This window comes from Caballeronia sp. LZ029 (genome assembly GCF_031451275.1).
GTDB lineage: Bacteria > Pseudomonadota > Gammaproteobacteria > Burkholderiales > Burkholderiaceae > Caballeronia > Caballeronia jiangsuensis.
In genome coordinates, this window is record NZ_JARUXO010000001.1 from 2,918,911 (window position 1) to 2,933,439 (window position 14,529).

14 protein-coding genes are annotated in these 14,529 nt (G+C 64.4%); 8 read left to right on the plus strand and 6 right to left on the minus strand.

Annotated elements, in window-relative coordinates:
* Window positions 1-476, minus strand: a 476-nt coding sequence (locus QCE73_RS13775) for a helix-turn-helix domain-containing protein (RefSeq protein WP_309881655.1), incomplete at its 3' end; no start/stop codon positions are given.
* A 352-nt stretch (window positions 477-828) separates the two neighbouring features.
* On the opposite strand from QCE73_RS13775, the gene QCE73_RS13780 reads away from it, so the two are divergent.
* Window positions 829-1,785 (plus strand): transposase, encoded by a 957-nt coding sequence (locus tag QCE73_RS13780; protein WP_309881658.1) that lies wholly within the window; start codon window positions 829-831, stop codon window positions 1,783-1,785.
* A gap of 464 nt (window positions 1,786-2,249) precedes the next feature.
* On the opposite strand, the gene QCE73_RS13785 is transcribed toward QCE73_RS13780, so the two are convergent.
* From QCE73_RS13785 to QCE73_RS13800, 4 genes are all read right to left on the minus strand, one after another.
* A complete protein-coding gene (locus QCE73_RS13785; RefSeq protein ID WP_309881660.1) occupies window positions 2,250-3,485 on the minus strand; it encodes a multifunctional CCA addition/repair protein in 1,236 nt (411 codons plus the stop codon).
* Window positions 3,482-4,102: a glutathione S-transferase family protein gene (locus QCE73_RS13790; RefSeq protein ID WP_309881662.1), complete on the minus strand. Its 621-nt coding sequence runs from the start codon at window positions 4,100-4,102 to the stop codon at window positions 3,482-3,484. Before QCE73_RS13790 ends, QCE73_RS13785 begins: the two co-directional genes overlap by 4 nt.
* Window positions 4,103-4,120: 18 nt before the next feature.
* Complete coding sequence (locus tag QCE73_RS13795; RefSeq protein WP_309881664.1) at window positions 4,121-5,077, minus strand: complex I NDUFA9 subunit family protein; 957 nt, start codon at window positions 5,075-5,077, stop codon at window positions 4,121-4,123.
* A 124-nt stretch (window positions 5,078-5,201) separates the two neighbouring features.
* Entirely contained in the window at window positions 5,202-7,169 is a 1,968-nt protein-coding gene (locus QCE73_RS13800; protein ID WP_035499230.1) for a lytic transglycosylase domain-containing protein, read from the minus strand.
* A gap of 7 nt (window positions 7,170-7,176) precedes the next feature.
* Between QCE73_RS13800 and QCE73_RS13805 the strand changes: the two genes are divergently transcribed.
* Window positions 7,177-7,806 carry a 5-formyltetrahydrofolate cyclo-ligase gene (locus QCE73_RS13805; protein ID WP_404989769.1) on the plus strand — a complete coding sequence of 210 codons (630 nt, stop codon included), beginning with the start codon at window positions 7,177-7,179 and terminating at the stop codon, window positions 7,804-7,806.
* Here the strand turns inward: QCE73_RS13805 and QCE73_RS13810 are convergent.
* On the minus strand, window positions 7,803-8,315 hold the full coding sequence (locus QCE73_RS13810; RefSeq protein WP_008352632.1) for a winged helix DNA-binding protein: 513 nt from the start codon (window positions 8,313-8,315) through the stop codon (window positions 7,803-7,805). The genes QCE73_RS13805 and QCE73_RS13810 overlap by 4 nt on opposite strands.
* 182 nt (window positions 8,316-8,497) lie before the next feature.
* Between QCE73_RS13810 and pxpB the strand changes: the two genes are divergently transcribed.
* From pxpB to QCE73_RS13840, 6 genes are all read left to right on the plus strand, one after another.
* Window positions 8,498-9,151, plus strand: a complete 654-nt coding sequence (gene pxpB / locus QCE73_RS13815; RefSeq protein ID WP_309881667.1) for a 5-oxoprolinase subunit PxpB — start codon at window positions 8,498-8,500, stop codon at window positions 9,149-9,151.
* Entirely contained in the window at window positions 9,148-10,188 is a 1,041-nt protein-coding gene (locus QCE73_RS13820; protein WP_309881668.1) for a biotin-dependent carboxyltransferase family protein, read from the plus strand. Before pxpB ends, QCE73_RS13820 begins: the two co-directional genes overlap by 4 nt.
* A 67-nt stretch (window positions 10,189-10,255) precedes the next feature.
* A complete protein-coding gene (gene pxpA, locus QCE73_RS13825; protein ID WP_035499235.1) occupies window positions 10,256-11,005 on the plus strand; it encodes a 5-oxoprolinase subunit PxpA in 750 nt (249 codons plus the stop codon).
* A 103-nt stretch (window positions 11,006-11,108) separates the two neighbouring features.
* Window positions 11,109-11,828: a DUF969 domain-containing protein gene (locus QCE73_RS13830; RefSeq protein ID WP_309881670.1), complete on the plus strand. Its 720-nt coding sequence runs from the start codon at window positions 11,109-11,111 to the stop codon at window positions 11,826-11,828.
* Window positions 11,825-12,781: a DUF979 domain-containing protein gene (locus QCE73_RS13835; protein ID WP_035499237.1), complete on the plus strand. Its 957-nt coding sequence runs from the start codon at window positions 11,825-11,827 to the stop codon at window positions 12,779-12,781. The genes QCE73_RS13830 and QCE73_RS13835 overlap by 4 nt, the downstream gene beginning before the upstream one ends.
* A 329-nt stretch (window positions 12,782-13,110) precedes the next feature.
* Window positions 13,111-14,514, plus strand: coding sequence for an undecaprenyl-phosphate glucose phosphotransferase (locus QCE73_RS13840; RefSeq protein ID WP_309881672.1), 1,404 nt, complete (start codon window positions 13,111-13,113; stop codon window positions 14,512-14,514).
* Window positions 14,515-14,529: the final 15 nt, after the last annotated feature.

Here is a 14,529-nt window from a genome sequence, read left to right on the forward strand (position 1 = left end):
CAGCGCCTTTGATCGAGCATGCCGAAGTGGCCCTTGAAATCGATTTGCCATAGCTCGTTAGGCTCGGCGCGCTCGAAACGGGTCCAGGCGGTGGCCGCCTCCGACGCCTTCTCGCCGATGCATCCATGGCGCTGCAAAATGGCATTGACCGTGCTGTGCGAAGGCACGCCTTGCAGGCCTTGATCCTTCAGGCGCCGGCTGATCTTGTGCGCGCTCCAGGCCGGATGCTGGCTTCGCACCTCGAGCACCCGCGTTTCGAGTTCGTCGCAGGTTCGATTCGGGCTGCGGTGCGGGCGTCTGGAGAGATCGCCCAGCGCCTCGCGGCCCCCCGCCTGATAGCGGTCGACCCACTTGTATCCGGTCTGCCGGCTGATGCCAAAGCGTTGGCACAGCTCGCTGAAAGCAATCTCTTGCTGCATGGCCAGGGTCACGAATTCAAGGCGAAGTTGCATGGTGTCCTGCGGGTTCCAAGGCATGGTCGGGTCCAGGCATCGAGATGCCCAAAAGTGTCAACCATGTCCCCGCGGATCTGTCAGCTATGTCCCCGGTCTATACACTGCTGCAAAGAAAGTAACCAAAGAAAGCAGCTTCTCACCGCCCGCGGTCACACGCAAGTTGGCCATGCTTGCCAGCCCGCGGTGGCCCTCGCCTAAGTGTCGCCCTTGTATCTTTAAGCCTCGGACCAACTCGGGTAGCCCGATAGCCCTCGGGGTGAAGGTTTAAGCCCGTCTTTGAGCGTAGGGTGCCTGGGTTGGACCGTCCTTTCTTGCAGCCCGAACGGTTGTAGGAACTTTGAGTTCGCATATACAAGGATGGGAGCGAGAGGACATGTCCGAGACTGCTTTCGTAGGAATTGACGTATCGAGCCAAACGCTGGAGGTGGCCGTGAGCACGCTGGCGGCGAACTGGCAGGCCTCTAGTGATGCTCCGGGCATTGAGCAGTTGGTCCAGCGACTGCTCCAGCTTGGCCCGACCCTGATCGTGCTGGAGGCCACCGGCGGCTACGAATTCGAGGCCGCGTATACGTTGCAGGCCGCTGGTTTGACCGTGGCCGTGGTCAATGCGCGCATGGCCCGTGATTTTGCCCGTTCGATGGGGGCCTTGGCCAAGACCGACGCGCTGGACGCGCGAATGCTGGCCGCTTTTGCCCGCGTGTTGGACCAGCACCCGCAGCGCGAGCGCTTCATCAAGCCGTTGGCCGATGCTCAACTGCAGCGCTTGCAGGCGCTGGTGCTGCGTCGGCGCCAACTGGTGCAGATGATCACCAGCGAGCGTCAGCGGCTGCGACCGGCGCACGCGGCGGCGCGCCCCAGCATCAAACGCGTCGTCGATTTTCTGCAGCGCGAACTCACGGACAGTGACGCCGAGGTGGCCGCACACGTGCAGCAGCATCACGCCGAACTGGCCCAAGCGTTGCGCACCGTCCCCGGTATCGGCGCGGCGAGTGTGGCCGTGCTGCTGGCCGAGTTGCCCGAGTTGGGCAAGCTCGATCGTAGACGTATCGCCGCGCTGGTGGGCGTCGCGCCACTCAATCGGGATTCTGGGCTCATGCGTGGGCAGCGAACCATCTGGGGTGGGCGCGCCGACGTGCGCAGCACACTCTACATGGCGACGCTGACCGCTGTGCGACATAACCCCGTGTTGCGCGAGTACTACCAGCGCCTGATTCTCGCGGGCAAGCGAAAGAAGGTCGCACTGGTTGCCGCGATGCGCAAGCTGCTTACCATCATCAACGCAATCGCAAAACATGGCGTGAACTGGAATCCGTGCTTTCATATCGCTTGACTTGCAAGACGGTTGCTCGAAGGGCCAATCGGGCTTGGCTCGCGCACGGTCTGCCGCCCCAAATATTTGAGCACGCTGGTTCAGCACGAAAGAGCTTCGGCACAGCGCTACGCGCTGCCGCTGGGTATGCGAGGGAAACCGTCGGAGAAGAAACGTACGCGAACCCGATTGACCCATCGGCCGCGAAGCGGGCCGGAGCTATTTGGTGCTGAACCAGTTTGTTGTGTGGTGCGATGTGGCAGACCGTGCGCGGTCCAAGCCCCGCGAGACCTTCGAGGGCACTCGCTACTGCCGGGCCATTAGGTCAATCGCCTGTGCCGCGGCCGGTGTGAAGCGCTTAGGCTGGGGATAGCTGTTTCTTTGGTTACTTTCTTTGCAGCAGCAAAGAAAGTGACTGCCGCCCCGCACAGGGGCAGTGCTAATAGACCGACACGCCAACGGGATCCAGCGAAAAAAACCAAACCTCATCCCCCCAACGCCCCCTTCACCGCCGCGACCCGCGCATCATGCACGGCATCCTTGATCCTGGAAGGCTGATCGGCGAACGCCTGCGCGACCGCCCCCGCATCCACCGACCGCGCCGCGACCAGCGCCTCCCTCAGCCGCTCCGCCTGCGGATAAGCCTGCTGCTCCAACCCGAGCCGCCCACGCGCATCCGCAAGACATGCTTGCAGCGCTTCAGCAAACCGCGCCGGCTTGCGCAATGCATCCGAGCGTTCAAACAACCTGACAAGCGCCGCCGCGCCCATCTCCATCACGCGATGAATATTGCCGTGCTCACGCGCGACGAGCACCGCCAGATCGCGGCATTCGTTCGGCACGCGCAAGCGCTCGCAAAGCGGCCGCAACAGATCGACGCTGCGCCCCTCATGGCCGATATGACGCGGCAAAATATCCTCCGGCGTCGTCGCCTTGCCAAGATCGTGCGTGAGCGCCGCAAAGCGCACCGGCAACGCGAATCTCTGCGACGCAGCGTAGTCGAGCACCATCATCACATGCACGCCCGTGTCCACTTCCGGGTGATAGTCCGCGCGCTGAGGCACGCCCCACAAGGCATCGACTTCGGGAAGAATCCGCGCGAGCGCGCCGCATTCGCGCAAAACCTCGAACATGCGCGACGGCTTCGTCTCCATCAGTCCGCGCGACACTTCCTGCCATACGCGCTCGGGCACGAGCGCATCGACTTCGCCCGCCGCGACCATCTTCTTCATCAGCTCGGCGGTTTCCGGCGCGACATCGAAATCCGCGAAACGCGCCGCGAAGCGCGCAAGCCGCAGAATGCGCACCGGATCTTCGATGAACGCATCGCCGACATGCCTGAACAGCTTGTCCCTGAGATCGGCCGCGCCGTTGAACGGATCGATGACCGGCCCGGTCAGCTCGCCCACCGGCGTGACCTCGCGCGCCATCGCATTGATCGTGAGATCGCGCCGCGCCAGATCTTCCTCTAGCGTCACATCGGGCGAAAAGTAGAACTGGAAACCGTGATAGCCCGCCGCCGTCTTGCGCTCCGTGCGCGCGAGCGCGTATTCCTCGTGAGTCTCGGGATGCAGAAAAACCGGAAAGTCCTTCCCGACCGGCCGATATCCCTGCGCCACCATCTGCTCGGGCGTCGCACCCACCACGACGTAATCGCGATCCACCACCGGCACGCCCAGCAACGCGTCGCGGATCGCGCCGCCTACTGCGTAGATGTTCATCGCGCTTCCTCGCGCGCGCCCTCGATCCACGCGGCGACCGCCGGCAGCGCCGTGACGCGCTTCGCATATTCGAGCGACGTCGCGCTCAGTTCAGGCGCGTAAGTGTTGAAGCGCATGACGACCGGCGCGAACATCGCGTCCGCGATGCCGAACTCGCCGAACAAGAACGGGCCGCCCGACGTGGCCAGGCATTCCGCCCAGATCGCCTCGATGCGCGCGATATTCGCGAGCGCGCCCGGCGTCGCGCCCGTGCCCGGCGCGTGCGTCGTGATTTCCATCGGCATGTTCTGGCGCAGGTCCGCGAAACCCGCGTGCATCTCCGCGCTGATGCTGCGGGCGCGCGCGCGAGCGGCGGCGTCGCGCGGCCACATCGCGTGCTCGGGGTGCTGCTCGGCAATCGTCTCGACGATCGCGAGCGACTCCCACACCGAATCGCCCGCATCGGTGATGAGGCACGGCACCTTGCCGGACGGCGAAACGTCGAGAATCTTCGATTTCGTGTCGGGCCGGCCGAGACGGATCAGCGTCTCATCGAACGCAATGCCGAAATGTTTGAGCAGCACCCACGGCCGCATCGACCAGGAAGAGTTGAACTTGTCACCGATAACGAGTTTCATGCGATCACAAAAAGAAAATTAACGATGCGCGGTGGCGCGAAATGCGTTGAAGCGCGAACGCGTCGAGTTGCCGGAAAGATAAAGCGGCGCGATGGTCTCGATGCTCGCAGGCTCGTCGATGCCCAGTTCCGGCGCGAGCGGCCCGCTCGCGATGTTCGGCGTTTTCATCGAATCGAGATTGTCGCGCGAGATGATGGGTTGGCCGGGCGCCATTTCCATGGTCATCGCCTGAAGGCGGCCGAGGCTCTCCGGCAGCTTGATGATGCGCGAATGCTTGCCGATGGTCGCGCCAGAGAAGCGCACGAGTTCCGCCAGCGTGTAGACGCCCGGACCCGCGAGCTCGTAGACATGGCCATTGGCGGCGTCGAGATCGAGCACGTTGACCATCGCCTTCGCCACGTCGCCGACGAACACCGGCTGGAACTGCGCATCGGCGCATGCGAGCGGAATCACCGGGAACATGCGTTCGAGGAACGCGAACTGATTGAGCAGATTGTCCTCGGGACCGAACACGACGGAACTGCGGAAAATGGTCCAGTCGAGTCCCGACTCGCGGACGATCTTCTCGCCATCGCCCTTCGAGCGCAGGTACATGCTCGGACCTTCGCTGTCCGCGCCGATCGCGCTCATGTGCAGAAGACGCCGCACGCCCTTCGCCTCGCACGCGGCGGCGATCTTGCGCGGCAGTTCGACATGCGCCTTCGCGAATTCGGGCCCATACGGGTCGTCGCGATGCCCCTGAAGAATGCCGACGAGATTGATCACCGCATCGCTCTGTTCGATGAACGCGGCGAGTTGCACGGGATCGTGCACATCGGTTTCGATGACATCGATGGGCAAAAGCGTGAGATGCGCGGCGTTGATGCGCCGTCGGGTCGCGATCCGCACGGTCTTGCCGAGATCGACGAGCGCATTGACGAGATGACTGCCGATGAAACCCGAACCGCCGATCAGCGCTACATGTTGGTGTCGCATAGTTCGCCTCTTGGGTCGCGGCCTGACGAATGCGGCTTCAGTTCAGAACGGCGGGGCCGAAAATAAAAAACGCCCGCGCGTGCTGCCATGCGACGCGCGGGCGTGAGGTTTCGTGTCCGGACGGTCAGGGTGCGATATAGCCCAGACGCGCCTTCAACGACTGCGGACGGCCTTCGAACAGCGCTGCATAGTAGACGGTGTTCGACAGCACGTTCTTCACGTAATCGCGAGTCTCGGTAAACGGGATCGTTTCAGCAAATACCGCGCCTTCCACCGGTGCACGCAAGCCCTGACGCCACTGGCTCGGGCGGCCCGGTCCGGCGTTGTAGCCTGCGGTGGCGAGTACGGCCGAGTTATCGAATTGATTGTAGATCATCGACAGGTAATTCGTGCCGAGCAGGATATTGGTGTTGATGTCGTTCATCTGCGCGCGCGACACGGGACCGAGACCGATCTTCTTCGCGACGAGTTGCGCCGTGCCGGGCATCAACTGCATGAGGCCGCCCGCGCCGACTTCCGAGCGCGCATTGATGATGAAGCGCGACTCCTGACGGATCAGGCCATATGCCCATTCGATGTCGAGACCGGTGTTCTGCGCATCGCGCTCGACGATATCGCGGAACGGTGACAAATAGCGCAGCGTGAAATCGTGCTCCGCCTTCGTCTTGTCCGCGGTGTTGACGGTCCGGTCGAACAACTCGATGCGCTTCGCGTACTGCGCGGCCGCGATCAGTTGCCGGTCGGTCATGGTGCGCAGCGGCCAGTTCCATTCGCGATTGCCTTCGAGACGCATGTTCAGCGCGTAGAAACGCTGCGACAGCGCGAAACCCGGCACCGATTGCATCTGTGCGATCTCGGCATCCGACACCGTGGTCCGCGGCGGCACGTTGATCTTCTGGCCGAGCTCTTCGAGCGCGAGCTGGCCGTAGAAGTTGTACTGATCCGCGATGCTCTGGAATTCCTGATTCGCCGTCGCCGTGTCGCCGGCCTGCTTCACGGCGCGTGCGTGCCAGTAAACCCACGCGGGCTGCGCGCGCAAGCTCGGCGGCATCTGCTCGATGGACCAGCGCACCATGTTCCAGTCGCCGACGAGCAGTGCACTGCGCGTGCGCCATTCGTACGCCGGGTTCGACAATTGCGCGTTCGCCGACAGCCGATACCAGTCCGCCGCCGACGGCATGCGCTTGAGCGCCGCCTGATAGCCGATCGTGCCCCAGCCGATCGCGCGCTCGGCCGGCGTCAGACTCGGCGCGACGGAGGTAAAGGTGGCGGCGGCCATCGCCGGATCGTTGCGGGCCATGCGCGTGACCGCGAGCAGCGTCAACTGATGCGCGGGCGAGTTGGGCATCACGCCGCGTGCGATATAGAGCGGCGGTTTGTTCACGGCGTCGTCGAGGAGCGAATCCTTCGGCTTTTCCTGGCCGAGCGCCTCGACGATGTTCGAGCCGGTCGTCGTGTAGTTCTGCTCGTAGGCGAGACGGATCTGTTGCCAGATGTCGTCGCTCGTGAACTGGCCGGACTCCGCGAGCGCACCGATCAGGTCGATGCAGCCGTCGCCGTACCATTTCGGCTCGACGAGCAGCGCGCGCGCCGCATCCGCGACGTTTTCGCCGCGCGACATGCGCGCTTCGAGCGCGTAGCACTTGACCTGCGTGTCGTCATTGAGAACGAAACGGGAATATTGCTGCTCGAAGTTTTTCCAGTCGTGACGGCTGCCGAGCACGACGAGATAGTCGTTGCGCATGCGGTCGGCGATCGCCTGGCCGTCGTAGCGCTGCAGGAACGACAGCACCGGCGCGTCGGGCGCGTCGATGCGCGCGTGGCCTTGCGAATCGAAAAGCTGCGGCTTGATCGTGAAGTATTCGATATAACTCGGCGCCGGATAGTCCGGAATCTGCGCGGCGAGCGCGGCAGCCTTGCCGGCATCGTTCGTGCGAGCGGCATCGCGCAATTGCAGGAAGATGCGGTCGTCGGACGTGGGCGAGAGATCGGCATCGGGACGGACGGCGGAAGCAGTTCCGCAGGCGACGAGCGTCGCTGCTGCAAGGGCTGCGCCGACCACGAGATATACTCGGTTGAGGCGTTTTGACATCTTATTTCTGGAGCGCGAGGTGGTCCTGAGATCGGAGGAAAGCATAGCACGCAACGTTTGCGATCAACCCAAGAGCGAACCGAAAAGCGCATTGCGCGCAACGCTTCTCGCGACCCGCGAGGCGCAGAGCGAGCAAGCCGGCCACGCCGCGAAGAACGAGGCGCTCGCGCGGCGCATCGAAGAGGTGCTCGCGCGGCACGACGCGCGGTGCGTCGGCTTCTACTGGCCGGTCGCGGGCGAGTTCGACGCGCGCGACGCGCTTACGCGCTGGCTCGCCGCTGACAATGCACGCGGCGCCGCGCTGCCGGTGGTCGTGAAACCGCACGCGCCGATGGTGTTCCACGCGTGGAGCGCGCACGCGCCGATGAAGGAAGGCCGCTACCGGATTCCGGTGCCCGCTGAAGAGCGGGTGGTCGTGCCGGAACTGCTGCTGATTCCGTGCGTCGGTTTCGATGCGGATCGATATCGGCTGGGGTATGGCGGCGGCTATTACGATCGCACGCTCGCCGCGTGGCCGAATGGCGAGCGGCCGGTGACGATCGGCATCGCGTACGAATCGGGCAGGTGCCGCACGTTGCCGCGCGAGGCGCACGACATGCCGCTCGACGCGATCGTCACCGAATCCGCGATCTACTAAAGCGATGCCGCCGCGCGTGCGGCGGTATCGTAGAGGCCGGATGCATTGCGCATCAATTGCGCGGCCTCGCCGATCTGCTCGTTGGTGAGCCCGCTTTCGCGCAGCGTCTCGATGAGGCACGCCTCACGCACTTCGCGATACTTGCCGCACAATTCGCGTCCCGCCGGCGTCGCGGAGAAGAACACTTCCTTGCCGGATTTCTCGCTTTGCACGTAGCCGCGCGCGACGAGTTTCTTCAGTGCATACGTGGCAACGTGTGTGTCCTCGATGTTCAGCACGAAGCAGATGTCGGCGAGCTTCTTCTTGCGGTCGCGATGGCTCACGTGATGCAGCAGCGACACCTCCACCGCCGTCATGTCCTTCGCGCCCGCCGCGGACATGCAACGCACCATCCAGCGATTGAACGCGTTGCCCGCCATGATGAGGCCGTATTCGAATTCCGACAGTTCCGCGCTGGCTTCGGAGACGAGATGCTCGGACGAGACGATTTTGGTGGGATGACGCGGCATGGCGGTGACCGATTTGCAGTGCGTTGGAGTGTAGCGCAACGTCATTTTCGCGAGCGAAGCGCGCCTCGGCAAAAACGTGAATTGATAATTTCTTGATAATTTATTGACAATGTAACATTCTGCGACGGCGCGAAACGCATCGAACAGACGAATTTCGCGTCCCGCAAAGGCAAATTTGAGGCATGACAAGACCACGTATTCACTCGCTGGGCGACGCCGCGCTCGTATGCGAAGCCGCGCCGCCCGCCACGCTCGACTGCCAGCGCCGCATCTGGGCGCTGGCCGAACGCGCGCGCCTCATGCCGCACGTCGTCGAAGTGGTGCCGGGCATGAACAATCTGACGATCGTGTTCGATCCGCTCGTGGCGGACTATGAAACGCTCGCCGCCGAGTTGGAAAGCGCCTGGGACGCCGCCGAGCCGACCGACATGGACAGCGCCGAGATCGAGATTCCGGTGCACTACGGCGGCGCCGACGGCCCCGATCTCGCCGCGCTCGCGAAGCACACGGGTTTCTCCGTCGACGAAGTGGTGAAGCGTCATACGCAAGCCGAATACGTCGTGTTCTTTCTCGGTTTTCAGCCGGGCTTCGCCTATCTCGGCGGGCTCGATCCCGCACTCGCGATGCCGCGCCACGCCGAGCCGCGTCTCGAAGTGCCGGCGGGATCGGTCGGAATCGGTGGGGCGCAGACGGGCATTTATCCGGCGGCGTCGCCGGGCGGCTGGCAGTTGCTCGGACGCACGGATCTGAAACTTTTCGATCCGGCCAGAAATCCGCCGACGCTGATGCAGCCCGGCGACCGCGTGCGCTTCACGGCGCTGGAGGTGCGCACATGATCGACGTGATTCGCGCGGGCGTGCTCACGTCCGTCCAGGACCTCGGACGACGCGGCTACCGGCATCTCGGCGTGAGTTCCGGTGGCGCGCTCGATGCGCTGTCGCTGGAAATTGGCAATCGCATCGTCGGGAACCGGGCGGACGCGGCGGGCATCGAGGTTACGTTCGGGCCGACGGTGCTGCGCTTCAAGCACGCGACGCGCGTCGCCATCACCGGAACCGATTTCGGCGCGACGCTCGACGACAAGCCCGTCTATTCGTGGTGGAGCCTGCCCGTGCGCGCGGGCCAGGAACTGACGCTGCGCGCGGCGAAGCGCGGCATGCGCTGCTATGTGGCGATCGCGGGCGGCATCGACGTCCTGCCGATGCTCGGCTCGCGCTCGACCGATCTCGCCGCGTGCTTCGGCGGCCTCGGCGGACGTGCGCTGCGCGACGGCGACCGCCTGCCGCTAGGCGTGCCGCAGCCGCACAAGGGCATCGCGTTTTCGCCGGAAGAGCCGGCGTTCGGCGTGAAGGCGCCCGCATGGTGCAAGTTCGTGCTCGTCGATGAACCCGTGCGGCGCGGCCGACATTCGCCGGGACTCGCGTGGGCGGTGCCGATCCGCGTGCTGCGCGGCCCCGAATACGACAGCTTCAGCGACGCGGCGCAGGAGAGCGTCTGGAACGAGGAATGGACGATCACGCCGAACAGCAACCGCATGGGCTTTCGCCTTTCCGGCACGGCGCTCGAACGGCGCGAAAAGATCGAACTGCTGTCGCACGCGGTCTTGCCCGGCACGATCCAGGTGCCGCCGAACGGCCAGCCGATCATCCTGATGGGCGACGCGCAAACCACGGGCGGCTATCCGAAGATCGGCGCGGTGATCCGAGCGGATTTGTGGAAGCTCGCGCAAGTGAAGCTGAACGGCGGCGTGCGCTTCATCGAGACGTCGGTGGAAGAGGCGCGTCACGCGCTCGCCGACGAGCGGCAGTACGTGAGCCAGGTGGAAACGGCCATCGCGATGCACGAGGAGCGCATCGCGCGCGCGGGCTCCTGAATCGAAAGCCGCGCGACAGACGCGGCGCATCACTTCAACATTCAACGGAACGACTGCACAAAACATCATGGAAATCGATCTCAATGCCGATCTCGGCGAAGGCTGCGGCTCCGACGAAGCGCTGCTCGATCTCGTGAGTTCCGCGAACATCGCGTGCGGATGGCATGCGGGCGGCGCCACCGCGATGCGCGATTGCGTGCGCTGGGCCGTCGAGAAGGGCGTCGCCATCGGCGCACATCCGAGCTTCAACGATCCCGAAAACTTCGGCCGCAAGGAAATGGACCTGCCGCCCGAGGAAATCTACGCGGGCGTGCTGTATCAACTCGGCGCGCTCTCGGCGATCGCGCAGGCGGAAGGCGGCCGCATCGCGCACGTGAAGCCGCACGGCGCGCTCTATAACCAGGCGGCGAAAAGCACCGCAATCGCCGATGCGATCGTCTCCGCCGTGCACGACTTCGATCCGTCGCTGCTCGTGTTCGGGCTCGCCAACAGCGGGCTCGTCGAAGCGGCGCGGCGCGCGGGACTGATCGCGATCGAGGAAGTGTTCGCGGATCGCGGCTATCGCGCGGACGGCTCGCTCGTGCCGCGCAAGGAGCCAGGCGCGCTGCTCGACGACGAAAACCTCGTGCTCGACCGCACGCTCGCGATGGTGCGCGAGCAGCGCGTACGTGCCGTGTCGGGCGAATGGGTGCCGCTCAACGCGCAGACGATCTGCCTGCACGGCGACGGCGCGCACGCGCTCGAATTCGCCCGACGCATTCGCGACGCGCTGGCCGATGCGGGCATCGAAGTACGCGCCGCGCACGCCGCCGCATAGAACGCTTTCAGTAGCAGATTGAACGCCCCGTCGAAGCGGGGCGTTTTAGCAAGCGAGCGCCCGGTTCGAGGCGCGATTACTACCTGTCGGTGTGGAGATCTCAATGACAAATGCAGTCAACCTATGGCCGCTCATCGGAGTGGCCGTCATCATCGCGGGCTTCGTGCTGCGCTTCAATCCGATGCTGATCGTCGCGGCCGCGGCGATCATCACCGGCTTCGCGGCGCACTTTCCCGTCGAACATATTCTGACCGCGATCGGCAGCGGCTTTCTGAAGACGCGCAACATTCCGCTCATCATTCTGTTGCCGCTCGCGGTGATCGGCCTGCTCGAACGGCACGGCCTGCGCGAGCGCGCGCAGATGTGGATTTCGAGCATCAAGGCGGCGACGGCCGGCCGTCTTCTGATCGTCTATCTGTTCGTCCGTGAAATCACTGCGGCGGTCGGCCTGACGGGACTCGGCGGTCATCCGCAGATGGTGCGCCCGCTGCTCGCGCCGATGGCCGAAGGTGCCACCGAAGCGCGCTACGGCAAGCTCTCCGACGCGACGCGCCATAAGTTGCGCGCCTATTCGGCCGCGACGGACAACGTCGGCCTGTTCTTCGGCGAGGACATCTTCGTCGCGTTCGGCGCGATCGTGCTGATGGTCACGTTCCTGAAGGAAGCGGGGATCGTCGTTGAGCCGACGCATGTCGCCGTGTGGGGCATCCCGACTGCGATCTGCGCGTTCCTGATCCACGGCTTCAGGCTCTGGCTGCTCGACCGCAGACTCGCCCGCGAGCTCGAAGCGCTTACGCGCAATGGCGTGGGAGAGAAAGCATGACGCTCACGATCAACTATCTCTTCTATCTGGTCGGCATCATCCTGCTGGTCGTCGGCGGGATGATTCTCACTGACAAGGCGCATCCGAAGCGCTTCAGCGCGGGCGTGTTCTGGCTCATCTACGCGCTGATCTTTCTCGTCGGCGACTGGATTCCGGTGCCGGTCGTGGGCGTGCTCGTCGTGGCGATGGCGCTGATCGCGGGTCTCGGCGGCGTCACGGGCGCGAAGCCCAGGATGCTCTCCGAGCAAACGCGCCGCCAGAGCGCCGTGCGGCTCGGCAACAAGCTCTTCGTGCCCGCGTTGACGATTCCGGTCGTCACCGTGATCCTCACGCTCGGCGCGAAGTATCTCGTGTTCGGCGGCGTGCCGCTGATCGAGCTGAAGAACGTGACGCTGATCGGCTTCGGCGTCGGTTGCGTGATCGCGCTTGCGATTGCGTGCGTGATGACGCGCGATACCGTCGGCCAGTCGATGCGCGAGACGCGCCGCCTCATCGATGCGCTGTCGTGGGCCGCCGTGCTGCCGCAGATGCTCGGCATGCTCGGCCTCGTGTTCTCGGATGCGGGCGTCGGCAAGGCAGTCGCGCATGTGACGACCGCTTACGTCAACATGGATTACCGGCTCGTCGCGGTGGCGGTGTATGTGGTCGGCATGGCGCTTTTCACGATGGTCATGGGCAACGGTTTCGCCGCATTCCCGGTGATGACGGGCGGCGTCGGCGTGCCGATTCTCGTCGGCGTGTTCCACGGCAATCCCGCGACGATGGCCGCGATCGGCATGTTCTCCGGCTACTGCGGCACGCTGATGACGCCGATGGCCGCGAACTTCAACATCGTGCCGGCGGCCTTGCTGGAGCTTCCGGACAAGAACGCGGTGATCAAGGTGCAGGTGCCGACCGCGCTCACGCTCATGATCGTCAATATCTTTCTGCTGAACTGGCTGATGTTCATCTGAACGGCAGCCTCTGATCGGCGCGTATCGCGGGATGAGGCCGCGATACGCGCGCGCTGGCAACACATCTCCACCCTCACATCCCGGCCACATTTTTTCTTCGTGGCAAACAATTCTCCAATTCTGTGGACGCGTGTCTGCACACCGCTGCCGATCGGCGGCAATTAAGAATGTGCTTATATCTGCTCGCAAGCAGCTTGTCGCAGACTCTGGCGCCCTCATTGCTCTGAAAAGCATCGCTTGCTTCCGGAGCTGATCGAGGGCGTCGGTTCGCCGTTTGCGCCGTGTTGCGCGGACATTGACGAGCCGGGTTTTCCGTCACCGATCCCGTCATGCGCTTGCCGAGTTATTCCCATCTGCTCGCTTTACCCGCGGGGCCTGATCTGCTGCTTCGCCTGCTCGAGACGATCGTCGTCGCGGCCAGCGCATTCACGGCTCAGCGGATCTTCGGGCACAGCGTCACCGCCGGTTACGACAGCGCGGTTGCCGCGTTCGCGATCATCTTCGCGTGGAGCGCGCGGTCCGGGTTCTACGTGAAGAACCCGGCGCGCCGTGCATCGCTGCCGCGCGCCGTGCTCCTTCCGGCGCTCGGCTGGGTGCTCTGCGAGATTGGCGCGGTGTGCATGATCAAATGGACGCTTGGCGATTACCAGCCTTCGCGCGCCTGGCTCGCCGGCCTTTTCCTGCCGACGGCCATCGGCGTGATGCTGTGCCGCGTCGTCGACCGGATCGCCGGTGCGTGGCGTGTGCGTCGTGTGTCGGTGGCGGTGGTCGGGCGCGGCGCGCGTTGCGCGGCCTTCGTGCGACGCATCGCCGACATGCCCGATTCGGCGTGCCGCGTCGAGGCCCTCCTCGACATGGACGCCGATGCCGATGCCGACGCGAAAGTCGGCGGCGTCGCGCTCTTTCACGACATCGACACGTTCGTCGCTCGCGTGCGCGCTCAGCGCGTCGATGAAGTGTGGCTCGCGCTGCCGCTCACGGATGAAGCCACGCTGCTGCGCTTTCTCGACGTCTTCCGCGACGACCTGCTGAACATTCGCTTCGTTCCGGAGATCGGCCAGCTCACCCGTTTCCGAAGCGAAGCCGACGGCCTCGACGCCACGTTCGCGATCAATCTCGTCGCCGCGCCGCTCACCGCGCGTGCGCTCGCGAGCAAGGCGATCTTCGACCGGATCTTCTCGTTTTGCGTGGTCGTCGGGATGTCGCTCGTGTTTGTTGCGATCGCGCTTGCCGTCAAGTTGTCGTCGCCCGGTCCCGTGCTGTTCAGGCAGCGGCGCCACGGCGCGAACGGCACGCCCTTCGACATCTACAAGTTCCGCACGATGCACACGCACCCGACCGACGACGGCCTCGTCGTGCAGGCGACGCGCGACGATCCGCGCATCACGCGCGTCGGTGCGTTTCTGCGTCGCACGAGCCTCGACGAGTTGCCGCAGTTCTTCAACGTGCTGCGCGGCGAGATGTCGGTCGTCGGTCCCCGTCCGCATGCGATCGAGCACGACGCGCTCTATCAGCACGTCGTCGACGGCTATATCCATCGCTACCGCATCAAGCCGGGCATCACCGGCTGGGCCCAGATCAACGGCTTGCGCGGCGAGACCGATTCCGTCCAGAAGATGCAGCGGCGCGTCGAACACGATCTCTATTACCTCAGCAACTGGTCGTTCGCGCTCGACATGCGCATCGTGCTTGCGACCATCGCGCGGGGCTTCGTTCATCGCAATGCGTATTGATTCGCAGGATTCATC